The sequence below is a fragment of the Pseudomonas glycinis genome, from assembly GCF_054871425.1.
Genome location: NZ_JBTYHF010000003.1, coordinates 565,799 through 588,299, shown reverse-complemented (window position 1 = coordinate 588,299; position 22,501 = coordinate 565,799). Strand labels below are relative to the sequence as shown.

General features: G+C 60.0%; 20 protein-coding genes. 14 read left to right on the top strand and 6 right to left on the bottom strand.

Features of this window, described 5'->3' with window-relative positions:
* Positions 1–9: 9 nt before the first annotated feature.
* The gene (locus ACYSTU_RS10225; RefSeq protein WP_498997988.1) at positions 10–825 is read right to left on the bottom strand and encodes an ABC transporter ATP-binding protein; all 816 of its coding nucleotides are present in this window, start codon (positions 823–825) and stop codon (positions 10–12) included.
* Positions 822–2,420, bottom strand: a complete 1,599-nt coding sequence (locus tag ACYSTU_RS10220) for an ABC transporter permease (RefSeq protein WP_498997985.1) — start codon at positions 2,418–2,420, stop codon at positions 822–824. Before ACYSTU_RS10220 ends, ACYSTU_RS10225 begins: the two co-directional genes overlap by 4 nt.
* 397 nt (positions 2,421–2,817) lie before the next feature.
* Here ACYSTU_RS10220 and ACYSTU_RS10215 point away from each other — a divergent pair, with 397 nt between their 5' ends.
* Complete coding sequence (locus ACYSTU_RS10215) at positions 2,818–3,831, top strand: ABC transporter substrate-binding protein (protein ID WP_110602250.1); 1,014 nt, start codon at positions 2,818–2,820, stop codon at positions 3,829–3,831.
* Between the two features lie 143 nt (positions 3,832–3,974).
* Here the strand turns inward: ACYSTU_RS10215 and ACYSTU_RS10210 are convergent, their stop codons facing one another.
* A complete protein-coding gene (locus ACYSTU_RS10210) occupies positions 3,975–4,895 on the bottom strand; it encodes a LysR family transcriptional regulator (protein WP_039756363.1) in 921 nt (306 codons plus the stop codon).
* Between the two features lie 182 nt (positions 4,896–5,077).
* Here ACYSTU_RS10210 and ACYSTU_RS10205 point away from each other — a divergent pair, with 182 nt between their 5' ends.
* The gene (locus ACYSTU_RS10205; protein ID WP_024011146.1) at positions 5,078–5,998 is read left to right on the top strand and encodes a TauD/TfdA dioxygenase family protein; all 921 of its coding nucleotides are present in this window, start codon (positions 5,078–5,080) and stop codon (positions 5,996–5,998) included.
* A 153-nt stretch (positions 5,999–6,151) separates the two neighbouring features.
* Here ACYSTU_RS10205 and ACYSTU_RS10200 read toward each other — a convergent pair whose 3' ends face one another.
* Positions 6,152–7,768 (bottom strand): alkaline phosphatase family protein, encoded by a 1,617-nt coding sequence (locus tag ACYSTU_RS10200; protein WP_476312179.1) that lies wholly within the window; start codon positions 7,766–7,768, stop codon positions 6,152–6,154.
* A gap of 208 nt (positions 7,769–7,976) precedes the next feature.
* Between ACYSTU_RS10200 and ACYSTU_RS10195 the strand changes: the two genes are divergently transcribed.
* Positions 7,977–8,843, top strand: coding sequence for a hypothetical protein (locus ACYSTU_RS10195; RefSeq protein ID WP_498997971.1), 867 nt, complete (start codon positions 7,977–7,979; stop codon positions 8,841–8,843).
* 75 nt (positions 8,844–8,918) lie between these two features.
* Here ACYSTU_RS10195 and ACYSTU_RS10190 read toward each other — a convergent pair whose 3' ends face one another.
* Positions 8,919–9,863 (bottom strand): LysR family transcriptional regulator, encoded by a 945-nt coding sequence (locus ACYSTU_RS10190; RefSeq protein WP_498997968.1) that lies wholly within the window; start codon positions 9,861–9,863, stop codon positions 8,919–8,921.
* A 165-nt stretch (positions 9,864–10,028) separates the two neighbouring features.
* Here ACYSTU_RS10190 and ACYSTU_RS10185 point away from each other — a divergent pair, with 165 nt between their 5' ends.
* The 11 genes from ACYSTU_RS10185 to ACYSTU_RS10135 all read left to right on the top strand — a co-directional run bounded on the left by ACYSTU_RS10185 (position 10,029) and on the right by ACYSTU_RS10135 (position 21,130).
* Entirely contained in the window at positions 10,029–12,389 is a 2,361-nt protein-coding gene (locus ACYSTU_RS10185; protein WP_264364344.1) for a TonB-dependent receptor, read from the top strand.
* Between the two features lie 407 nt (positions 12,390–12,796).
* Positions 12,797–13,606 (top strand): energy transducer TonB, encoded by an 810-nt coding sequence (locus ACYSTU_RS10180; protein WP_264364345.1) that lies wholly within the window; start codon positions 12,797–12,799, stop codon positions 13,604–13,606.
* Positions 13,607–13,651: 45 nt separating this feature from the next.
* Positions 13,652–14,377 (top strand): MotA/TolQ/ExbB proton channel family protein, encoded by a 726-nt coding sequence (locus tag ACYSTU_RS10175; protein ID WP_041477454.1) that lies wholly within the window; start codon positions 13,652–13,654, stop codon positions 14,375–14,377.
* 1 nt (position 14,378) lies between these two features.
* Complete coding sequence (locus tag ACYSTU_RS10170) at positions 14,379–14,780, top strand: ExbD/TolR family protein (RefSeq protein WP_024011153.1); 402 nt, start codon at positions 14,379–14,381, stop codon at positions 14,778–14,780.
* 201 nt (positions 14,781–14,981) lie between these two features.
* Positions 14,982–15,563, top strand: coding sequence for an alpha/beta hydrolase (locus ACYSTU_RS10165; protein ID WP_498997957.1), 582 nt, complete (start codon positions 14,982–14,984; stop codon positions 15,561–15,563).
* Positions 15,564–15,614: 51 nt separating this feature from the next.
* Positions 15,615–16,547, top strand: a complete 933-nt coding sequence (locus tag ACYSTU_RS10160; protein WP_024011155.1) for a sigma 54-interacting transcriptional regulator — start codon at positions 15,615–15,617, stop codon at positions 16,545–16,547.
* A 167-nt stretch (positions 16,548–16,714) separates the two neighbouring features.
* A complete protein-coding gene (locus ACYSTU_RS10155; RefSeq protein WP_024011156.1) occupies positions 16,715–17,512 on the top strand; it encodes a MetQ/NlpA family ABC transporter substrate-binding protein in 798 nt (265 codons plus the stop codon).
* Between the two features lie 664 nt (positions 17,513–18,176).
* A complete protein-coding gene (locus ACYSTU_RS10150; RefSeq protein ID WP_016772220.1) occupies positions 18,177–18,842 on the top strand; it encodes an amino acid ABC transporter permease in 666 nt (221 codons plus the stop codon).
* Complete coding sequence (locus tag ACYSTU_RS10145) at positions 18,823–19,482, top strand: amino acid ABC transporter permease (RefSeq protein ID WP_498997949.1); 660 nt, start codon at positions 18,823–18,825, stop codon at positions 19,480–19,482. Before ACYSTU_RS10150 ends, ACYSTU_RS10145 begins: the two co-directional genes overlap by 20 nt.
* A complete protein-coding gene (locus ACYSTU_RS10140) occupies positions 19,479–20,261 on the top strand; it encodes an amino acid ABC transporter ATP-binding protein (RefSeq protein WP_264364350.1) in 783 nt (260 codons plus the stop codon). Before ACYSTU_RS10145 ends, ACYSTU_RS10140 begins: the two co-directional genes overlap by 4 nt.
* Positions 20,258–21,130, top strand: coding sequence for a transporter substrate-binding domain-containing protein (locus ACYSTU_RS10135; RefSeq protein ID WP_498997942.1), 873 nt, complete (start codon positions 20,258–20,260; stop codon positions 21,128–21,130). Before ACYSTU_RS10140 ends, ACYSTU_RS10135 begins: the two co-directional genes overlap by 4 nt.
* 118 nt (positions 21,131–21,248) lie before the next feature.
* Here the strand turns inward: ACYSTU_RS10135 and ACYSTU_RS10130 are convergent, their stop codons facing one another.
* Positions 21,249–22,409 carry an AAA family ATPase gene (locus ACYSTU_RS10130; protein WP_498997939.1) on the bottom strand — a complete coding sequence of 387 codons (1,161 nt, stop codon included), beginning with the start codon at positions 22,407–22,409 and terminating at the stop codon, positions 21,249–21,251.
* Positions 22,410–22,501: the final 92 nt, after the last annotated feature.

Here is a 22,501-nt window from a genome sequence, read left to right as displayed (position 1 = left end):
AACTCCTGTTCAGCAGGCAATGAACGTCAGCGGCAGATCGCGGATCTGCACCGCTGCGCTCGGTTGGTAATGGTCATCACTGGTCAGCTCGTGCAGCAGTTCTTCGCGCAGCTGATGAAAGTCGTAACCGCTGCGTTGGCGCGGGTGCGGCAGGGCGATGTCGACCACTTGCTTGATCCGCCCCGGACGCGGCTCCATCACCACCACGCGGTCGGCCATAAAAATCGCTTCCTCGACATCGTGGGTCACCAGAATCGTGGTGATCTGTGCCCGCTCGCGGATCGCCAGCAGCTCGTCCTGCATTTGCTGGCGGGTCAATGCGTCGAGGGCGCCGAAGGGTTCATCAAGTAGCAGGATGCGTGGGCTGGCGACGAGGCCGCGCGCGATCGCCACGCGTTGCGCCATGCCGCCGGAGAGTTGATGCGGATAGGCCGCGGTGAAATCGCTGAGGCCGACCAGCTCGATAAAGTCTTTGATGCGTTGTTGCTTCTGCGCTCCGCTCAGCGGTTCATTGACCAGACCCAGGCCGATGTTGTCGGCGACCGTCAGCCACGGAAACAGACGATGTTCCTGGAAGACGATGCCGCGCTCGCCGCCGATGCCGCTGACGGCCTTGCCATCGACACTGATCTGCCCGCGAAACTCGGTGTCGAGGCCGACCAGCAAACGCAGCAAAGTGGATTTGCCGCAGCCGCTGGAGCCGACGATGGCGACGAACTCGCCCTCGGCAATGTCCAGGTTGAATTCGCGGATCGCCTCCAGTTCGAAACCGTTGACGGCGAAGGATTTGCCTACGTGGTTGAAGCTGACAATCGGTGCGTTCATGCGTGTCTCCAGCGGGTCGCGCGAATTTCCAGGCGTTGGCCGATCAGGTTGAGCAGGGCGCCGGTGAGGCCGACCAGCAGCATGCCGGCCATGATCAGATCCATGCGCAGCAGCTGCTGCGCGCCGATCATCTGGCTGCCGATGCCGCCATTGGACGGCATGAAGTATTCAGCGCCGATGGTGCCGAGCCAGGCGTAGATCAGGCTCAATCTGAGCCCTGCGAAGATCCCCGGCGCAGCACCGGGCAGGACCAGTCGACGCAGGCGCTGGCCGAGGCTCAGGCGCAGCACTTGCGCGGCTTCGTTGAGTTGCGGCGACAGATTGGCGATGCTGCGCTGGGTGGCGATGAACAGCGGGAAGAAGGCGGCGAGAGCGACGAACACCCACTTGGCCAGTTCGCCGAGACCGAACCACGCGGTGAGCAGTGGCACCCAGGCGAAAATCGCGATCTGCCGCAGTGCGGCGAGTGTCGGGCCGAGCAGGCGTTCGCTGAGACGTGACAGGCCGAGGAGCAAGCCCAGGGCGAAACCGAGGCCGCCACCGATCAGCAAGCCGCCCAGGGTGCGGCTCAGGCTCAGCGCCATGCCGTTGACCAGCGTACCGTCGAGCAGTCCGTCCCATGTCGTGCTCAGCACAGCCGCAGGGCTGATCAGAATATTCGCGTCGACCCAGTGCTGATCATTGGCGTGTTGCCAGAGCGCCAACAAGCCCAGCGGCAACAGCCACGGCTGCAGGCGCTGCCAGCCCTGATAGCGCGGGCCGCGTGTGATGTGCGCGGTGGCCGGGTGCGGCCAGTGCACCAGTCTGCGGTCGAGCAGACCGATGCCGCGATCCATGGCCACGCCGATCAGACCGATGACCACGATGCACACGAACACGATGTCGAGCATGAACAACTGCCGCGCCCAGACCATCAGATAGCCGATGCCTTCGCTGGAGGCCAGCAGCTCGACCGCCAGCAACGAGGTCCAGCCGGCGGCGAGTGCCAGGCGCACGCCAGCCATGAACGCCGGCAGCGCAGCGGGAAGCACCAGACGACGAATCAGCAGATGCGCCGGCAGGCGCAACACGGCGGCGGCTTCGCGCAGTTTCGGTTGTGCATCGCGTACGCCAACCAGTGTGTGCAAGGTCACCGGCACCACAATGGCCTTGATCAGCACCACCAGTTTCAGCAGTTCGCCGATGCCAAAAAACACCATGAACAGCGGAATCCACGCCAGCGTCGGCACCTGCGCCAATCCAGCGAATGTCGGAAAAACCAGGCGCACCAGACGTCGACTGAAACCCAGTGCGGCGCCAAGCACCGCGCCGGTCGAAACGCCTGCCAACAAGCCCCAGAACAACCGTTGCAGGCTGATCCACAAATGACTCCACAACTCGCCTTGGGCCAGTTCCACAGCGCTGCTCCACACCAGCGATGGCGCCGGCAGGATCTGCTCGCTCATCCACTGATTACGCGCGGCCAGCCACCACAGGACGAACAGGCTGACGGGCAACAGCCAGGGCAACAGGCGTTGATTCAGGCTCGGCCAGGTGCGACGGCTTTTCAGTGGCGGCGCGGCCAGCGGCAGGCTGAGCAGAGATTGACGGGCCATGGGTGACCTCCGTTGTCGGGTTGCATGGCGAACCGCTTTTCATGTGGGAGCGAGCCTGCTCGCGAAATGGCTGTTTTAAGGCAGCATTGATGGCGGCTGGCATGGCCTCTTCGCGAGCAGGCTCGCTCCCACATTGGGTTTCGTCATATATGAAACTGATCTAACAGCGTTGCGTTAGATGCTATCGGGAGATAAGCGAATCCATTTAAGGCTTGCCTGCTTACGCGCATCCAATGCATTCGAAGAATATTTTCGATGCTGTTAATGCATATCGCGCTGCAAGCCGCACACGCCCTCACTTAGGTCATATGGATATAAAAATGTGCATTTATAGTATTTAAGTGAAGGTATGCATCCAGCCTACTTTCGGCTCCTCAGCGATCAAGGAGCCGCACCCATGAACCTTCCCTTCAAACGAATCATCAGCCGGCTGGCCGCCCCGGCGCTTGCAGGCTTTCTTGCGCTTGGCGCCCAAGCCGAAGAACTCAAGGAAATCCGCATCGCCGTGCCCGACCTCAGCGCCGGCACTCAACACAGCGGCGGCGGCATCGTCGATGTGCTGCGCGATCAGCAGATCTTCGAAAAGGCCTTCGCCGAGCAGGGCATCAAGATCCAGTGGAGTTTCTTCAAGGGCGCCGGGCCGGTGATCAATGAGGCGTTTGCCAATGGGCAGGTCGATCTGGCCTATCTTGGCGATCTGGCCGCGATCATCGGCAAATCCAATGGTCTGGACACGCGCCTGCTCAGCGCCACGGCGCGTGGGGTCAAGCAATACCTCGGCGTGGTGCCCGGCTCGGGAATCAAGACCCTGCAGGATCTCAAGGGCAAACGCGTGGCGATCTTTCGCGGAACGGCAACGCAACTGTCGTTCGATGCGGCGCTGGCCAGTCAGGGCCTGAGCGAGAAGGATCTGAAGGTGATCAATCTGGATTTCAACGCGGCGGTCTCGGCGCTCGCGGCCAAGCAGATTGATGCCTCGTGGGGCAGCTCCGCGCTGAGTGCCTTGCAAGCCAAAGGCCTGGCGGAATTGCCGCTCAACACCAAGGACCTTGGCGGCGCTGGCAGCGTGCAGGCGGTGTTGCTGGGTAATGGCAAGTTTGTCGACGCCCATCCAGAGGTCATTGCGAAACTGCTCAAGGCGCAGCAGCAAGCGGTCGAGTGGCTGACTCAGGACAGCAACAAGGATGCGTATGTGCAGCTGGTATCAGGGCTGGCCAGTTATCCGCCGGTGATTCTGGCTCAGGATCTGAAGGACCAGAATCTCAGCGAGATTTTCCCGTCGACACTGGATCCGGTGTTCTTGAGCGGCCTGCAGGACAAGGTCGACCTGGCGGCGCAGCAGAAGCTGATCCGCAAGCCGTTCAAGGTCAGCGATTGGGTGGCGCCAGAGCTTTCTGCAGCCAGGCTTTAGATCTCCAGCGTCTTTCCAGATCGTTCCCACGCTCCGCGTGGGAATGCAGCCGAGGACGCTCCGCGTCCTTTGTGACGCAGAGCGTCACGGGTTTCATTCCCACGCAGAGCGTGGGAACGATCGGCGTGTGCCACGAAGGTTTTTCAGACGGCGACGCTGACGTCCTGCCGATCCACCGCGACCAACGTCTCGATCATTGCCCTCGCCGCCGGCGACAACCGGAATCCGGTGCGGCTGACGATGCCGCAGCGGGCGTTCATGCTTTCGAGGTTCTGCGGCAGGTTGCGCCAGTGCAACAGCACCAGCGAACCCTTGGCGACATCCTCAATAAACGCCTCCTCCGTGCCGACGCCGATTGCATTGGATTGCAGCACCACTTTGACCAGTGCCGGAAAGTGCTCGGTCTCGATGGTCGGCGAGAAATCGATGCGCCCGCTGAGGTTCGCCAGCAGCTTGCGAATGCCTGGCGGGATCAGGGTGGCGGCCAGGGGAAAGTCGAACATGTCGTTGGTCGACAGGCTTTCCTTGGCCAGCAACGGATGCCCCGGCCGGCAGAAAAACACCCCGCGCTTGGGCGTCAGCGGTTGCGTCTGGAAATTAGGGTCGGACTCGAAATGGCGGATATCGGCGATGAAGAATTCAATCTCTTCGCGGCTCAGCGCGCGGCTGAGTTTTTCCCAGTTATCCACCTGAAAACAGGTGCGCACTTTCGGATGCGCATTGATGAACTGCGCCACCGCATCGGGCACCAGTTTCACCGCTGGCGCCGGCCCGCAACCAAAATGCACTTCGCCGGCGTCAAGCTTGGTCATTTGCGTCACTTCAGCGCTGAGCAACGCTGCGCCCTGCACCAGGCTCAAGGCATGTTGCAGCACCACCTGGCCCTCGGGCGTCGGACGCAGATCCTTGTTGCCACGATCGACCAGCACGCAACCGAACTCCTGCTCCAGCCCCTGAATGCTGCGGCTGAACGCCGGTTGAGTGATGCCCATGGCGTCTGCCGCACGGACAAAACTGCGGTGTTCGTTGAGGGCGATGAAGTAGCGCAACTGGCGAAGATCCATATGCTTTTCCGGCATCCTAAAAATAGCTCGAAGGCATTTGCGACGAGGGTTGCTTGAGGTTTTAAATGCAAGCTCTTATTCCGTCAACGAAGCATATGAATATCTATTAGATGTAATTGGAATATAGATAGAGCGTTGTTTCGCTGCCGCCAAAACCGCAAACCGTCGATGAGGGTCTTCCCATGAGCAATGCCGCACTCGCCGTAAAACCCGTTTCTCACGCGCTGGAAATTCACCCGGTAGCCGGTCGTATCGGTGCCGAAATCCGCGGCGTGCATCTGTCCGGTGAGCTGGACGCCGCCACTGTCGAAGCCATCCAGCAAGCCTTGGTCGAATACAAAGTGCTGTTCTTCCGCGAGCAGACGCAACTCGACGATCAGCGTCAGGAAGCCTTCGCCCATCTGCTTGGCGAACCGGTGGCACACCCGACCGTGCCATCGCGCGAAGGCACCCGTTACCTGCTCGAGCTGGACGGCGCCGAAGGTCAGCGCGCCAACTCCTGGCACACCGACGTGACTTTCGTCGACGCTTACCCGAAAGCCTCGATCCTGCGCTCGGTGGTCGCCCCGGCCTTCGGCGGCGATACGCTGTGGGCCAACACCGCAACGGCATACAGCGGCTTGCCGAGCGAGCTGCGTGAGCTGGCCGACAAACTGACCGCTGTGCACAGCAACGAGTACGACTACGCCGGTGCGAAGCCGGACGTCTCGGCAGAGAAGCTGGAGCGCTATCGCAAAGTCTTCACCTCGACTGTCTACGAAACCGAGCACCCGGTGGTGCGCGTGCACCCGATCAGCGGCGAGAAGAGCTTGCTGCTGGGGCATTTCGTCAAACGCATCAAAGGTTATTCACAGGCAGATTCGGCACACCTGTTCGGTTTGCTGCAGAGCCATGTGATCCGCCAGGAAAACACCGTGCGCTGGCGCTGGCAGGCTGGAGATGTGGCGATCTGGGACAACCGCTCGACGCAGCATTACGCGATTGATGATTACGGCACCCAGGATCGCGTGGTGCGCCGGGTGACGCTCAAGGGCGAGGTGCCAGTGGGGGTGAGTGGGCAGCGAAGTCAGACCATCAAAGGTCCGGATATCGTCGGCGTCTGATTGGCCTCTTCGCGAGCAGGCTCGCTCCCACATTGATCGTTCCCACGCTCTGCGTGGGAATGCCTCAACGGACGCTCTGCGTCCGGTTTTGGGACGCGGAGCGTCCCGGGCTGCGTTCCCACGCGGAGCGTGGGAACGATCATTTGATCACAGCTACCACACACCAATCTGAACAACCTTCTCGGTTTCCGGCTCACCATAACGAAACCGCTGCCCGCGCAAATCGATCTCCGGATGGCTGATCGTCGTCCGCCGCTTCAATCCACGCATCCACTCAAACAGATACCCCGCATGCTCCTCGCGCATCGCCGCGTACGCCGGGTCCTCACCCAGATCATTCAGCTCCTGCGGATCATTCAACAGATCAAACAACTGCGGTCTAAACCCGTCGTACGCCAGGTATTTCCAGCGCTCGCTGCGCACCATGGTCATGCGGCACCGGTCGATCGGCTGGCCGAGGCGTTCCCGCGCCGGGGCCTGGAAGGCGTAGTCGTATTCGCTGATCGCATAGCGGCGCCAATCGGGATTTTCCCCGTGCAGCAGCGGGATCAAGGAACGCCCTTCCAGCCGGTGTTCCGCGCCCGCTAATCCCAACGCTTGAAGAAACGTCGGCAGCGCATCGATGGTTTCCGCCAGCCGCTCATCGACAGTGCCGCGAGTGACATCCGCCGCCGCCCGAGGGTCGCGCACGATCAACGGCACGCCCACCGCCTGCTCGAGCAAAAACTCCTTCTCACCGAGCCAATGATCGCCAAGGAAATCGCCGTGATCGCTGGTGAACACGATCAACGTGTCATCCCAACGCCCGTTGCTCTGCAGAAAATCGAACAGCCGCCCCAACTGATCATCCACTTGCTTGATCAGGCCCATGTACGTGGGGATGACAGTCAATCGTACTGAATCGCGGGAAAAGTTGAGGCTTTCCTCATGCTGGCGAAAGGCAATGTATACGGGGTGTTTGCTGGCTACGGAGGGCGCCGCGCGGACCGGTTGAAGAATCGATTTCGTACTGTACAAGGCGTGGTACGGTGCCGGTACGATGTAAGGCCAATGCGGTTTGATGTACGAGAGGTGTAAACACCAGGATTTCTCGCCTTGCTCAGCGATGAAGTCGATGGCCCGATTTGTAGTGTAGACAGTCTCTGAGTGTTGCTCGGGAATTCGTGCTGGCAAATTCGCATGACGCATTTTCCAGCCGCTGAGGATTTCACCGTTCTCGCCTTCGGCGGCATTCGCCCAGTCGTGCCAGGGATTGTTGCCATCGAAGCCCTGCGCGCGCAGGTATTGGGTATAGGGCGCGGATTCGCGCTTGTCGTCGAATGACGGATCGTCGGGGTAGATACCGTCGTGGCGCAGGTACGGTTCGAAGCCGACCTCATTGAGCAACTCGGCTTGCGCGCTTTGCGGGTTGATCGCCAGACGCTGCAAGGCGTCGACATTGGCCGTCGCATGGGTCTTGCCGACCAGCGCGGTGCGGATGCCGTGAGGTCGCAGGTAATCGCCGATCGTCAATTCATCCAGCGGCAACGGCACCGCGTTCCAGGCCACTTGATGGCTGCTGACATAGCGCCCGGTGTAGGCCGACATCCTTGAAGGACCGCAAATCGTGCCTTGGGTATAGGCACGGCTGAAACGCACCCCTTGAGCGGCGAGGCGATCGATATTCGGTGTATGCAGATGCGGGTGGCCGTAGCAGGACAGGTAATCGCGGCGCAGTTGATCGCACATGATGTACAGCACGTTGCGCACGGGGTTGGATGGGGTGGGCATGGAGTTCACCGGTCAGTGGGACAGGTGAGACATTTCGCTAGACGTGGGGGTGTTCGGCAAGTGCATTTGGGGAATGGGTTTTATGCAGGGAGTGCATAAAAAACTCTCCACCGATTTACCTTACTGTCACCTGTAACTTCTGACAGTAGACACTTCTTTATCCATGACCCGAGTATGAAAGCACCTCACCGCTATGGAAACTCTGGAAATGAATAAGCCTAGAGAGACAAATACGCCGACTTTACCCCCACCGACAATTCGTACGCCTCAGACTGGCGACCAGTTCCTCACAAAAAAAATCCCTGTATCAGGCTCCAGCACTTTGAAACCACCGGCGAAAGTCTGGGTGTATTTTCACAAAGGATGGTGGGAGCCCAACAGTCAGTTCGAGGTTAGGGAGGACGGAACATGGGAAGGCATCCTGGACTGGAAATTTGCCATGCCTTATGGCAGCAACAGCATCGTTGCCAGGCATGAACAGGGTATGGAATATTCTGAAGATACCGCGCCTGTCACCTTTACCATCAAGTTGCCGGTTGTTCAGTTCACTCATCCCCCTGAGGAAGGGCACGTAGGTCAAGGGACCTCTTTCGCTGGGACAGGTCAGCCTGGGGCGGACGTTACGGTGGTTATGTCCGACGACGAAAGCAAGGTGCTCGGTACCGGGCCTGTGTATTCGACATCCGAGTGGCACGTTGGCGGGAGCGGTGACGTCGTTCTTAGGCCCGGTAAGACGTGTGTCAAGGCCCAGTCATGCATGAACGGGGAATGTGTATGGACCGAAGCTCACTGTTTTTTTGTCAGGCCGTCGCAACCCACCATTCGTTTGCCATACCCAGGAGAAGTTGACTCGCATGTTGAAGTCAGCGGACTCGGTCACCCTGGCGCCTCGATGGAGGTCTGGTTGATCGGTAACCCTTCGATGAGCTTGGGCAAGGGCGTGGTGGATGATGAAAGTTGGACGTGGAACATTCCTGTCCATCTTCCAGCCGGGGATTGCGTGATTGAGGCTGTGCAGACCGTTAGCGAAGTTGCATCCGTTCCTAGCGCATCTCGCACCTATCACGTGAAGTGAATAGCAATCTGAAATTGTTGTTCCGCATGGGGCAAGCAGTGCCTTCTGCCCCCAGGTGGACCTTGGAAGTGGTGCTTAGACCGCGAGCCGATCCAGCGAGCAAACCTCCTCATCCTGCTGATCAATCGCTTTTATCTGCTCGATCATCGCCTCGGCCAGCGGCGACAGCCGATACCCCGCGCGGCTGACAATGCCATAGCGGGTGTACAGCTCCTCCAGGTCATCCGCCAGGCCTTCGATCTTCAAACAGACCAGCTCACCCTTGGCCAGATGCAGCGCATCGGAATACGCGCCGACAATTCCGATCGCCTCCGAGCGCAACACCACACTCAATAGACTCGAGCCGTTTTCGCATTCCACATTCGGGGTGAAATCCGGACGACCGCTGAGGTCGACGATGACCTTGCGCAGGTTCGGCGGGCGGATGCTGACCGCCAGTGGATAACTCAGCAATTGCTCGGCAGTGATGCGTTCAAACGCCGTCAGTGGATGCCCGGCGCGGCAGCAGAAATGCCATTTGCGTGCCCGCAAGCGGTAGGTCTGGTAATCCGGGTCGGCCTCGAATTGCCGGGTATCGGCGACGAAAAATTCGAACTCTTCGCTGAGCAGGCGTTTGCTCAGGCTCTGCCAGTCATCGACCAGAAACTGTACGCGCGCCTTCGGGTAGCGGCCGATGAATGCGCCGATCGCGCGCGGGATCAATCCACCGGCTGGCGCCGGCCCGCAACCAAAGCGCAATTCCCCGGCTTCGAGGCCATTGAACTGGCTGATCTCATTGGCCATCTGCTGCGCACCGCTGACCAGTCGCCGTGCATGTTCGAGCAGCACCTGGCCCTGTTTGGTCGGCGGCAATTCCTTGCGCCCACGGTCGACCAACTGGCAGCCGACGCTGTGTTCCAGTGTTTGGATGCTGCGGCTGAATGCCGACTGCGACAGGTTCACCGCCTGCGCGCCAGCGACAAAGCTGCGTTGCTCAACCAGAGCGATGAAGTGACGCAATTGGCGCAAGTCGATATGCATTTTTCACATAAAAAATATCCGGGAAATGCATTGGATATGCATTAGGTCGACTCCTTATAAAGGCAATCTCTTATGCAGTAAATATTTGTAAATCCATAAATAAATAACTGAAAAGAATATGCAGCACTGAAGATGTCTGTGTGTTTTTTGACCAGGAGCCGCGCCATGAGTCCGTTGAATCTCGCGTTACCCCCATCTCCCCGACGGCTCAAACGCCTGCCTTTGGCGCTGTTGCTGGCAGGCAGCGCCAGCTGGACTCACGGCTATGCCGCCGAAGCCGAAACCCCTCCGCCCGTCCCCGCAGGCACAGCGGCGGCCAACGGTTCGCAGCTGGAAACCGTGACCGTCACCACGCGCCGCCGCGAAGAAAGTTCGCAAGACGTGCCGACGCCAATGAGCGTGGTCAGTGGGCAGAATCTGGAGACGCAACGGGTTTACCGGATTCAGGACTTGCAGCAACTGGTGCCCAGCGTCAACGTCGCTTACATGCATGCGCGCCAGTCCAGCGTGTCGATCCGTGGCCTCGGTAACAACCCGGCCAGTGATGGCCTGGAAGGCAGCGTTGGCCTGTACATCGACAACGTTTATCTGGGCCGTCCGGGGATGGCGGTGTTCGATCTGATGGACATCGAGCAGCTCGAAGTCTTGCGCGGTCCGCAAGGCACGCTGTTCGGCAAGAACACCACCGCCGGGGTTATCAACATCAGCACCCGCGCGCCCAGTTTCACGCCTGAACGCAGCATCGAAACCTCGGTCGGCGAGGATGGGTACTTCCAGACCAAGGGTACGATTTCCGGACCGCTCAACGACCAGCTGGCCGGGCGCTTCTCGGCGTATCGCACGCGCAGTGACGGCGACATCAAGAACGAATACGACGGCCACGACCTCAACGGCGGCTCCCGCGAGGGCTTCCGCGCGCAGCTGTTGTTCAAGCCCAATGAAGATTTCAATCTGCGCTGGATCGGCGATTACAACGAAGAAGATTCCAGCGCCGGCACTCGCGTGTTGTACAACACAGGGCCGACCATCAACGGCGTCAACCTGTATGAATCGCGGGCCAGTGCAGCCGGGGCAACGCTGGTCAACGGCCGGCATCGCAAGGTCAATCTCGATAACGACCAGCACGTCACCGTGCATCAGGGCGGCACGTCGGTGGAAGCCAACTGGACGTTGCCGAGCGACTTCACCCTGACGTCGGTCAGCTCTTATCGTTTCTGGAATTTCACCCCGCGCAACGACGATGGCCTCAACGTGCCGGCCAGTTACAACGCCGGCGTGTCGGTGGAAGACAAACAGTATTCGCAGGAATTTCGCCTGGCCTCGCCCAAGGGTGAGTTCTTCGATTATGTGGTTGGCGCCTACTATTTCGGCTCGGATCTGGACAACAAATCCTTCTCCTATTACGGCCCGCAGGCCGACATCTGGAATGGCACCCCGGCGGGCAGCCTGGCCAATGTCACCAGCATCGGCAACGGCCATATCCAGACCGACAGTTTCGCCCTCTTTGCCCAAGGCACCTGGCACCTGAGCGAACGCCTGGATTTCACTGCCGGGGTGCGTGGCACCTATGAAGAGAAAAACGCCTCGGTCGGCCGCAACGCGCCGGTCGGCGGTGTAGCTGTGGCCGGCGCGGCAGCCAATGCGCGTCGGGGGCGTGCCGGCGTCTACGATTCCGGTGACTTGAATCAGTACAGCTCCAGCCCCTCGGGACTGCTCAACCTGAGCTATCGCATCACCGATGACGTGCTCGGTTACGCCACGCTGTCCCACGGCGAGAAATCCGGCGGGGTCAACCTCGCGGTCGGCTCCGCACCTACCGCTGGCGCCGACTCGTTACTGATCGGCACCGAGCGCGCCAACAACGCCGAACTCGGCTTCAAAAGCACCCTGTGGGATCGCCGCCTGCAACTCAACGCCAACGTATTCTGGACCCAGGTCAACGCCTACCAGACCAACGCCTATGACGCCGCCAACCGCGTGCAATACCTGACCAACGCAGGCTCGGTGCGCTCGCGTGGCATCGAGTTCGAAAGCACCTGGGTGCCGCTGCGTGGCCTGACCCTGAATTTCAACGGCTCGTACAACGACGTCAGCTACCTCTCGTACAAGGATGCACCGTGCCCGCCGGAAGTCAGCCAGGCCCCGGGTGCACCGGCCTCCTGCGATCTCAGCGGCCATCAAGTCGTCGGCGCGTCGAAATGGATCGGCAACGCCAATGGCGAATACAAATGGAATCTGGATAACGGCTTCGAACCCTACGTCACCGGCAGCTACGCGTTCCGCTCCAAAGCGGTGGGCACGGTCGAGGATTCCGATTACGGGCAGATCCCCAGTTACGCGGTGGTCAACTTTTCTACTGGCCTGCGCGGTGATTTCAATCAGGGCCAGTGGGATGTCTCGCTGTGGCTGAAAAACGCCTTCGACAAAACCTACTACACGACTCTGTGGACCGGCGGCAACGGCGGCTATGAAGGCCTGCTCGGCACGCCACGGACCCTGGGTGTTACAGGACGCTACGACTTCTGATCGGGCTATCAAGGCGCTGACCTGGAGATGGCCGTTCAACCAGTCCTCAGCGGCGCCGGCAAGCAGACGCAGCTGATCGACAGCGACGACGGCAATGGCGCATGACGTCGGCAATCAGCGAACCAAAAACAGCCTTTCAAGGCGTTAACGGATGCCGTAGCCGAATACTTTTCATGCCGTAAAAGCATGGCGTTTATGGCAGATCGCTGCAGCCCTTGTGGTGCGCGGCTTCGGTGAAAACGGGCGATTTGCATATTCCTTGAAGGCCTATGCATAACGTCAAAGATTACTTTCGGTGATAAGCGTGCAAGCCCAATGATTACCCCCATCGACTACGCCGTGGGTTCAAGAATGGCGGGTCGATCGCTTTGGCTCGTAGAACGAAAGAGACCGCAGGGAGTTGAACAATGGGCAATGTCCAAACCGCCGCCAGCGCAGGGGAATTGCTGTGGCGGCACACGCCGAGTGGCGAACTGGTCGATCTTGGCCGGCCGCACCGTGTGCCGTTGGGACAGTTGCGTTTGCAACGTGCGCCCAAGGGCATTTTGAGTCGGCGCGAAACCCTTCTGCTCGGTGTCCTCGCGCTGGTGGTGCATGGCGCGGTGATTTACTGGGTCAGCCAGAAACCGACGCCGGTGCTGCCGGTGGTGCCGCCGGAAATTCCGCCGATGACCATCGAGTTTTCACGCCCGGCTCCGCCCGCGCCGCCGGTTGATGCGCCGCCACCACCGGTGCCCGTGGTCGAGCCGCCACCGCCAGTGGAGGACGAGTTGGCGGTGAAACCGCCGCCGCCCAAGCCGATCGCCAAACCCAAACCGGTGGTGAAACTGCCGCCCAAACCCGCGCCGAAGCCGGTAGAGCAGCCGCCAGCGCCAACGAAACCGGCAGCCCCGGTCGCAGCGCCAGCGCCCCCCGCGCCACCGGCACCTGCGCCCGTTACCCCGGCTTCAGCCAATGCGGCATACCTGAAAAACCCGGCGCCGGAATATCCGTCGCTGGCCCAGCGTCGCGGTTGGGAGGGCACGGTGTTGTTACGGGTGCATGTGTTGGCCAGCGGCAAACCGGGCGAGATTCAGATTGCCAAAAGCAGTGGCCGCCAGCAGCTCGACGACGCCGCGCTCAACGCTGTGAAGCGCTGGAGCTTCGTCCCGGCCAAGCAGGGTGATGTCGCCCAGGACGGCTGGGTCAGCGTGCCCATCGATTTCAAGATTCATTAAACCGAAACCAAATTCGCGCGAAATGTTTACACGAGGGAACACATCATGACGTTACTGGCATCTCCACTGGAATCCATCGAAAGCGCGGTGATCTGGCTGCTGGTGGTTTTTTCCGTCGCCACTTGGGGCCTGGCGTTGCTCAAGGCTGTGCAGTTCGGTCGTTTGAAAGCGCAGGATCGGCGCTTTCATAAACGTTTCTGGGCGGCGTCGAGCCTGGATGCCGCGGCAGAGTTGAGCGAAACCCAGCCCGGCGCCGCAGCGCGAGTGGCGCAGGCCGGTTATGCGGCGATCCAGGTGGGCGAGGCGCCGCAGGCAAATGACCTGAGCCAGGCGATCAACCATCAGGATCGCCTCGAACGCGCCTTGCGCCAGCAGATCGTGCGCGAGCGCCGTTCGCTGGAAACCGGTCTGGCGGTGGTCGCGAGTATTGGCAGCACCTCGCCGTTCATTGGTTTGTTCGGCACGGTGTGGGGAATCATGGAAGCGTTGAAAGGCATCAGCGCCGCTGGTTCGGCAAGCCTGGAAACCGTGGCCGGCCCGATCGGTGCGGCACTGGTCGCGACTGGCGTGGGGATCGCCGTCGCGGTGCCGGCGGTGCTGGTTTACAACTACTTTCTGCGCCGTCTGAAATTGACCGCAGCGGATCTCGATGACTTCGCCCACGACTTCTACAGCCTGGCGCAGAAGAGCGCGTTCCGCGTGCTGATCCACCCGACCGCACACAAGGTGGCAACGTCGGGCAACGCGGCAAAAGTGAAGGAGGCGTCCTGATATGGCCTTCTCCACGCAAGACACGGATGAGGTGCTCAGCGAAATCAACGTGACGCCGCTGGTAGACGTGATGCTGGTGCTGCTGGTGGTGTTTATCGTCACCGCGCCGCTGCTGACCAACGCGATCCCGATCAACCTGCCGAAGACCGAAGCGGTGGCACCGGTCGAGCAGAAGGATCCGCTGGTGGTGAGCATCGACGGCGCCGGCAAGCTGTTTATCAACAAGGACCAGATTCAGCCCGACTTGCTGGAATTCAACCTCAAGTCGGCCAAGGCCAAGGACCCGGAAGTGCGCGTGCAATTGCAGGCCGATGACGGGGTGAACTACGGCGAAGTGGCGCGAGCCATGGCTTCGATCGAACGGGCGGGGATTACCAAGTTGTCGGTGATTACTGCGCGGTGACAGGTTTTTGCTTTTCCGGGGCCGTCTCCTTGGCAGGGTGCGGCCCTTTTTTTATCCCGCGTTATTGCCACAACACACTCACCCTGTGGGAACGCCTCATATGCATTATGGGTATTAATAAATAGCTTCTTATTCCTTAACGAATATAACTCCCATCCCTATACTCGACCCGGAACAGACACGCCGCAGGAGAGCTTCCCCATGCGCAACGAATCAATCCGCTACCTGATTGTGCCGGGCTGGCAAGGATCGCCAGAAGATCATTGGCAAAGCCACTGGCAGAACAGCCTGCCGAACAGCGCGCGGGTCGAGCAGACCGATTGGCTGACGCCGCGCCGTGAGGACTGGGTCGCCGCGCTGGCCGAAGCGATTGCCGCCGACAGCACGCCGGTCATTCTCATCGCTCACAGCCTCGGTTGCATCACCGTTGCTCACTGGGCGGCGACTGCGCCGTTGCAGTACCTGCGTCAGGTGCGCGGGGCGTTGCTGGTCGCGCCGGCCGATGTCGAGCGTCCTGCCTGCGCGCCAGCGCTGCGCAACTTCGCACCGATTCCGACGGACCTGTTGCCATTCCCCAGTCAGGTCGTCAGCTCCGACAACGACGCCGCCGTCAGTGCGCCGCGCGCATTGGAACTGGCGCGCAACTGGGGCGCGGAGGCGGGGATTCTCGCCGGGGCCGGGCACATCAACGTCAAGTCCGGGCATCAGCGTTGGGAGCAGGGGTTTGCCTATCTGTATCGCCTGCAAAACCGTCTGGAACATCAGGCCCGCCGTCGCGCCTGACCTTACTATTCAACGCCCCCGTCGGCTGGCGGTTTTGGGCGGGAGCCTGCCATGAGTCTCGAAACCTTCGGTCAGCCCTTGTTGACCTTTCCCGATGCGGAAAAAAGCCCCCTGAGCATTCGCGCCAAGGCGTTGGTGTTCGTCGACCCACGCTCGCGGCAATTGCGCGAGGAGTTGGAGCAGTTGGCTCCACGTTCGATTTCAGTGTTGATTCGTGGTGAGACGGGCACCGGTAAAGAGCTGCTCGCCCGGCATATCCACCGCGCCAGTGATCGCAGCGGGCTGTTCGTTTCGGTGAACTGCGGCGCGATCAGCCCGACCTACGCCGACGCCGAACTGTTCGGCTACGCCGCCGGCAGCTACAGCGGTTCGGCCAGCAGCCGCGCTGGCTGGTTCGGTTCGGCCAACGGCGGCACCTTGTACCTGGATGAGATCGGCGATCTGCCGCTGCCGATCCAGATCAAGTTGCTCGCGGCATTGGAAAACCACGAAGTCACCCGCGTCGGTGCGCATCAGCCGAGCCCTGTGGATGTGCGCCTGGTCGCGGCGACCAGCATCGATCTGGCCCAGGCCGTGGACGCCGGGAAATTCCACGAGCGACTCTATCACTACCTCAGCGAGGGTCATCTGGAGCTGCCGGCGTTGCGCGCGCGCACCGGCGACATTCTCTCGCTGGCCGAGTATTTCCTTGGCATCTACAGCCAGCGTCTCGACTTGCCCGTGCCGCTGATCAGCGAAGCCGCGCAGCACGTGCTCGAACAACACAGCTGGCCGGGCAACACTCGCGAACTGGAAAACGTCATCCACTTTGCCCTGCTGGTCAGCACCGGCGACGAAATCCTGCCGGAACATCTGAACCTGCCTGACGCGTCTGCGCCGCAGGTTCAGATCGAACGTCTGGTCAGGCAGACCCATATAGGTGGTAGCAGTGCAGAGCGTAAGGCCTTGAAAGACTGGCTGATTCGCTTGAGCGAGGCGGTGTGAGCGTTTTCTTCAACATGAACAAAATGGAATATGAAGCTGAATAAACGTTATTGTCCGGGAATAAAAAATCCGGGTATTGTCCGCCTCACGCCAGCGATATCACTTCACTGGCACACGTATTAAATGCCGTCGTCGATGACGACCGTGATTTTCGATAAGGACACTGCATGAAAAAGGTTCTGTTGTTTACCGCATTGGCGGCTGCTCTGACGGCATCTTTCGTCAACGCCGGCGAGAAACTGGTGGTTGCCGCAACGCCGGTGCCCCACGCTGAAATCCTTGAGCTGATCAAACCGACCCTGGCCAAAGAGGGCGTGGATCTGGAGATCAAGGTTTTCACCGACTATGTGCAACCGAACGTACAGGTCGGCGAGAAGCGTCTGGACGCCAACTACTTCCAGACCCTGCCGTACCTGAACAGCTTCAACCAAGGCAAATACAAGGACGACAAATCCAAGTACCTGGTGACCGTGCAGGGCGTCCACGTTGAACCGTTCGGTGGCTACTCGAGCAAGTACAAGACCCTGGCTGAACTGCCGGACGGCGCAACCATCGCCATCCCCAACGAAGGCAGCAACAGCGGCCGCGCCCTGATCCTGCTGCAGAAGGCCGGCCTGATCGAACTGAAAGATCCGAAAAACGCTCTGGCAACGCCGAAAGACATCGCCAAGAACCCGCATAACTTCAAGTTCAAGGAACTGGAATCGGCCCTGCTGCCGCGCGTTCTGAAGGAAGTTGATCTGGACATGATCAACACCAACTACGCGCTGGAAGCCAAGCTGAACCCGCAGAAAGATGCGCTGGTGATCGAAGGCGCTGACTCGCCATACGTGAACTTCCTGGTTGCCCGTGAGGACAACAAGAACAGCGACGCGATCCAGAAACTGGCCAAGGCCCTGACCAGCCCGGAAGTCAAAGCCTTCATCGAGAAGAAGTACAGCGGCGCGGTGTTGCCGGCGTTCTGATCTGACTTGAGTGAATCTGCTTCAGATGCAAAAACGCCGATGGCCTTGATGGTCATCGGCGTTTTTGTGTGTGCGTTAAAAAGCCCCTCACCCTAACCCTCTCCCAGAGGGAGAGGGAACCGATACGGGGATATTCGAGAGATACGCCGACCTGAACGTATCGCTCTGAATCCAGCATCGCTGAAGCCCAGCCAAGCCATAATCGCCAAGATCTTCCAGGTCGATGTACAACGCGAGACACCTCGGTCGGCCCCCTCTCCCTCCGGGAGAGGGCTGGGGTGAGGGGCTTTTGATTTACGCTGTGGTCTTCAACGCCCGTCTCAACGCCACCAGCAATTTCACAATGTCCTGCGGATCCAGCCGCTGCGGCACTTTTACGTCCATGTTGTTCTTCCTTGTGGTGAATGGGCCGGAGAGTCTGGCCAAAAGCTGTGGTTCCTTGGAGGTCTTTCGTGGAAAAAAGATCCGTCCTACAGCGCAAAGAAAAATAGCCGTCTTATTCCTTCCCGGCAAATCCACAGGATAGTTTTTTGGGTGATATCAATATGCTTTAAAGGTATTTAAATTATGGTTTTTATACCTATAAAGTCAGTGCCTGCCGGACGGCCATCCGCCGTCCATGGATTGCATCATCGCCGCTTACCAAGCAGCGTCAGGACGCTTCATGACTTTCGACTACGCCTTTATCCTCAGCACTCTGCCGGCTTTTCTCAAAGCCGTCGGCGTGACTCTGCAGGTCGGTTTGATTGCGATCGCCACTTCGCTGCTGGTGGCGCTGCTCAACGCGACGATTCTGGTGTTTCGCACGCCATACCTGCAAAAACTGGTCGGCCTCTACGTAGAGCTGGCGCGCAACACGCCGTTGCTGATTCAGCTGTTCTTCGTCTACTTCGCGTTGCCGGCGGTGGGGATCCAGGTTTCCGGTTTCACTGCGGCAATCATCACCATGACCTTCCTTGGTGGCGCCTATCTCACCGAAGTGCTGCGCGCCGGCATCGATGCGGTGCCCCAGGCGCAACTGGAATCCGGGCGGTCGATTGGCCTGTCCCACGGCCAGTTGCTGCGCTATGTGATCCTGCCGCAGGCGGGCATCCTCAGCTTGCCGTCGCTGTTCGCCAATTTCATCTTCCTGCTCAAGGAAACCACCGTGGTTTCGGCCGTGGCGGTGCCGGAAATCCTCTACACCACCAAGAGCTATATCGCGCTCTACTACAAAACCTACGAAATGCTCGCCGTGCTGACGCTGATCTGCGTGCTGCTGTTCTTGCCGCTGTCGCTGTTGCTCAGCCGACTGGAAAGGAGGCTCCAGCATGGCCAGTTCGGGTCTTGAGTTGCTGTGGATATCGTTGCCGCAACTGGCAAAAGGCGCCGGGCAAACCCTGTCGATCTCGTTTCTGAGCATCGCCATCAGTACGATCGGCGGTGTGCTCTACGGTGTTCTGCGCACTTTGAACGTAACGTGGTTGAACGCGATTCTGCGCATCTATCTGGAGCTGTTCCGGGCAATTCCGGTGCTGGTCTGGTTGTATCTGCTGTTCTTCGGTCTGCCGATTTTCTTCGGTCTGAGCCTGCCGAGCTTCTGGTGCGCGGTGCTGGTGCTGTCGCTGTGGGGCGCCAGCGAAGTTGGCGAGGTAGCGCGCGGTGCGCTGCATTCGTTGCCGCGCGGACAGCGTGAAGCAGGGCTGTCGATCGGCCTCAATGCAGCTCAACTCTATGGCTACGTGCTGCTGCCGCAAGCGTTCAAGCGCATGACGCCGCCGACCATCAATGTCTATACGCGGATCATCAAGACCAGTTCCCTGGCGGTGCTGATTGGCGTGGTGGATGTGATCAAGGTCGGCCAGCAGATCATCGAGCGCACCTACGAATCGGTACTGATCTACGGCGCATTATTCCTGTTTTTCTTTTTCATCTGCTACCCGCTCTCGGCCGCTTCGCGCGTGCTGGAGCGGCGCTGGACGAAAGCATGAGCGCACTGATCGAGTTTCACGGGTTCAACAAATTCTATGGCGCGCAGCAGGTGCTCGATGGCATCGACCTGCAAGTGCAGAGCGGCGAAGTGCTCGTCATTCTTGGTCCCAGCGGTTGCGGCAAAAGTACTTTGCTGCGTTGCCTCAATGGTCTGGAAGAGGCCCACAGCGGCAGCCTGAAATTCCTCGACCGAGAGCTGTTGGACAAGGCCACTGACTGGCGCGAAATTCGCCAGCAGATCGGCATGGTGTTCCAGAGTTATCACCTGTTCCCGCACATGAGCGTGCTCGACAATCTGCTGCTCGGCCCGCTCAAGGTTCAGAAGCGCCAGCGCCGCGAAGCGCAACAGCAGGCTGAAGCCCTGCTTGAGCGTGTTGGCCTGCTGGACAAGCGCGATGCTTTCCCGCGTCAGCTCTCCGGCGGCCAGCAGCAACGCATCGCCATTGTTCGCTCGCTGTGCATGAATCCACGGGTCATGCTCTTCGACGAAGTCACCGCCGCCCTCGACCCGGAAATGGTCAAGGAAGTGCTGCAAGTCATTCAGGGTCTGGCTCGCGAAGGCATGACCCTGCTGATCGTCACTCACGAAATGGCCTTCGCCCGCGCGGTGGCCGACCGCATCGTGTTCATGGATGCCGGGCGCATCCTCGAACAATCCCCCCCCGAGATTTTCTTTACGAACCCGCAAACCGCACGCGCGCAGCAGTTTCTGGAGAAGTTCTCCTTCGTTGCCACATCGCCAGAATCGAATCCGAAAAAGGAACTGGAACTGCTATGAAAACTGCCGCTTTGTTACTGCCCCTGCTCAGCCTCGCCTTGCTTGCCGGTTGCGGTAAGACCGAAGAGCCACCAAAGCCGAAAGTCGCCAGCGAAAGCCCCGCGCCCTCGGGTTATCTGGACAAGATCAAGGCCCGCGACAAATTGATCGTTGGTGTATTTACCGACAAGCCCCCGTTCGGTTTCGTCGATGAGGCCGGGCGCTACGTCGGCTTCGACACCGACATTGGCCGGCGCTTCGCCAAGGATCTGCTCGGCGACGAAAACAAGGTCGAGTTCGTCGCCGTCGAGCCGGCCAGTCGCATTCCATTTTTGCAGAGCGACAAGGTCGACCTGATCCTCGCCAACATGACCGTCACCCCGGAACGCAAGGAAGCGGTGGAATTCACCAACCCGAACCTCAAGGTGGCCGTGCAGGCGCTGGTGCCGCAGGGCAGTTCAGTGAAAAAACTGGATGATCTGGCGACGCGCACCACGATTGTCACCACCGGCACCACCGCGGATATCTGGCTGACCAAAAACCACCCGGACTGGAAACTGCTCAAGTTCGAGAAAAACTCCGAGTCGCTGCAAGCCTTGGCCAATGGTCGTGGCGATGCTTACGCGCAGGACAATCTGGTGCTGTTCAGCTGGGCCAAGCAGAACCCGGGCTATCGCGTGCTCGAGGAAAAGCTCGGAGCCGAGGCGCCGATTGCGCCGGCAGTGAAAAAGGGCAATCTCGAGTTGCGTGATTGGGTCAACAGCGAATTGGCCAGGTTGGGCGAGGAGAAATACCTGCTCAAGCTGTATGACCAATATGTGCGCAAAGAACTGAGTGATGACACCCGGCCCGAGAGTGTGATTGTTGAAGGGGGCAAGTGGCAGGGGTGATTGCCTGTTGATCGTTCCCACGCTCTGCGTGGGAATGCCTCCATGGACGCTCCGCGTCCAGTGACGCAGAGCGTCACGGGCTGCATTCCCACGCAGAGCGTGGGAACGATCGAATGGGCTAGTCTGGCCAATGCCACGCCGGCTCATCCAGCACCCGCTGCCCGACAATCCCGGTCTGGCCCAGCGTCTTCTCCAGCACGATGCAATTGCATTCCGGGTCTTCCTGCAACGCCGAGATCAGTCGCCGTGCATGTGACACCACCCACACCTGACACTGCTGCGAAGCGCGAATGATCAGCCGCGCCAGCGCCGGCAGCAGGTCCGGGTGCAGGCTGGTTTCCGGTTCGTTGAGCACCATTAGTGTCGGCGGTCGCGGTGTCAGCAACGCCGCAACCAGCAGCAGATAGCGCAAGGTTCCGTCTGACAATTCCGCCGCCGACAATGGCCGCAACAAGCCTTCCTGATAAAACTCGATAGCGAAGCGTCCACCGGCCAACGGCGCGATTTTCAGTCGCGCGCCGGGAAACGCATCGCTGATCGCCGCTGTTAACGCCTGCGGATCGCCAATCTCGATAATCGTCTGCAAGGCCGCCGCCAGATCGCGGCCGTCGTGGTGCAGCACCGGCGTGCGAGTGCCCAGTTGCGGCTGACGCACCGGCGCGTCGGCATCGCTGCGAAAGTGATCATAAAAGCGCCAGCGGCGGATGAATTCGCGCATCTGGAATACTTCCGGCGAGCTGCGCAGATTGCCGACCTGGTCGAACAGGCTGTCAAAATTCGGCGTGTGTTGCGCCAGCACATCCCAGGCGCGACCTTCGCGGGCGCGGATCATCGGACCGTTGCGATCGACCAGCAGGCTCGCCGGGCGAAACACCGGGCCGGCCCAGATGCATTCCCGCTTGATCTCCGGGTCGAGGGCAAAGCATGAAGTGCTTGGCTCCGGCAGGCCCAGGCCGATGGCGTAGCTGAAATCCTCGCCGGCGAATCCCAGTCGCAACCTTTTCACGCCGTGGCGCACCGTCGGCTCGATCGCCACCTCACCGTTGCGCATGCGTCGACTGATGGTTTCCGGTCCGGCCCAGAACGTCGAGTCCAGCCCGCCTTCACGCGCCAGCGCATTGACCACGCCGCCCTGGGCGGTTTCCGCCAGCAGGCGCAAGGCGCGATAGAGGTTGGACTTGCCGCTGCCGTTGGGCCCGGTAATCAGGTTCAGGCGCCCGAGCGGAATCACCAGTTTGTTGATTGAGCGGTAATTGGCCACCGCCAGGGTGTTGAGCATGAAATCCTTCTCCGGGTCACTGCGATACGCGGGCAGCATACCTTTAATGAGATAAATCTGGTGTTGGCGTCCGCAACCGTGGAACCCTGTTC

Excerpts from the sequence above, each read along its gene's own strand:
- ACYSTU_RS10155 (WP_024011156.1), top strand. The coding sequence starts at position 16,715 with ATGAAAAAGGTTCTGTTGTTTACCGCATTGGCGGCTGCTCTGACGGCA.
- ACYSTU_RS10200 (WP_476312179.1), bottom strand. The coding sequence starts at position 7,768 with ATGCCCACCCCATCCAACCCCGTGCGCAACGTGCTGTACATCATGTGC.
- ACYSTU_RS10140 (WP_264364350.1), top strand. The coding sequence starts at position 19,479 with ATGAGCGCACTGATCGAGTTTCACGGGTTCAACAAATTCTATGGCGCG.
- ACYSTU_RS10160 (WP_024011155.1), top strand. The coding sequence starts at position 15,615 with ATGAGTCTCGAAACCTTCGGTCAGCCCTTGTTGACCTTTCCCGATGCG.
- ACYSTU_RS10165 (WP_498997957.1), top strand. The coding sequence starts at position 14,982 with ATGCGCAACGAATCAATCCGCTACCTGATTGTGCCGGGCTGGCAAGGA.
- ACYSTU_RS10195 (WP_498997971.1), top strand. The coding sequence starts at position 7,977 with ATGAATAAGCCTAGAGAGACAAATACGCCGACTTTACCCCCACCGACA.
- ACYSTU_RS10185 (WP_264364344.1), top strand. The coding sequence starts at position 10,029 with ATGAGTCCGTTGAATCTCGCGTTACCCCCATCTCCCCGACGGCTCAAA.
- ACYSTU_RS10215 (WP_110602250.1), top strand. The coding sequence starts at position 2,818 with ATGAACCTTCCCTTCAAACGAATCATCAGCCGGCTGGCCGCCCCGGCG.
- ACYSTU_RS10170 (WP_024011153.1), top strand. The coding sequence starts at position 14,379 with ATGGCCTTCTCCACGCAAGACACGGATGAGGTGCTCAGCGAAATCAAC.
- ACYSTU_RS10225 (WP_498997988.1), bottom strand. The coding sequence starts at position 825 with ATGAACGCACCGATTGTCAGCTTCAACCACGTAGGCAAATCCTTCGCC.
- ACYSTU_RS10150 (WP_016772220.1), top strand. The coding sequence starts at position 18,177 with ATGACTTTCGACTACGCCTTTATCCTCAGCACTCTGCCGGCTTTTCTC.
- ACYSTU_RS10175 (WP_041477454.1), top strand. The coding sequence starts at position 13,652 with ATGACGTTACTGGCATCTCCACTGGAATCCATCGAAAGCGCGGTGATC.
- ACYSTU_RS10145 (WP_498997949.1), top strand. The coding sequence starts at position 18,823 with ATGGCCAGTTCGGGTCTTGAGTTGCTGTGGATATCGTTGCCGCAACTG.
- ACYSTU_RS10180 (WP_264364345.1), top strand. The coding sequence starts at position 12,797 with ATGGGCAATGTCCAAACCGCCGCCAGCGCAGGGGAATTGCTGTGGCGG.
- ACYSTU_RS10135 (WP_498997942.1), top strand. The coding sequence starts at position 20,258 with ATGAAAACTGCCGCTTTGTTACTGCCCCTGCTCAGCCTCGCCTTGCTT.
- ACYSTU_RS10205 (WP_024011146.1), top strand. The coding sequence starts at position 5,078 with ATGAGCAATGCCGCACTCGCCGTAAAACCCGTTTCTCACGCGCTGGAA.
- ACYSTU_RS10220 (WP_498997985.1), bottom strand. The coding sequence starts at position 2,420 with ATGGCCCGTCAATCTCTGCTCAGCCTGCCGCTGGCCGCGCCGCCACTG.
- ACYSTU_RS10190 (WP_498997968.1), bottom strand. The coding sequence starts at position 9,863 with ATGCATATCGACTTGCGCCAATTGCGTCACTTCATCGCTCTGGTTGAG.
- ACYSTU_RS10210 (WP_039756363.1), bottom strand. The coding sequence starts at position 4,895 with ATGGATCTTCGCCAGTTGCGCTACTTCATCGCCCTCAACGAACACCGC.
- ACYSTU_RS10130 (WP_498997939.1), bottom strand. The coding sequence starts at position 22,409 with ATGCTCAACACCCTGGCGGTGGCCAATTACCGCTCAATCAACAAACTG.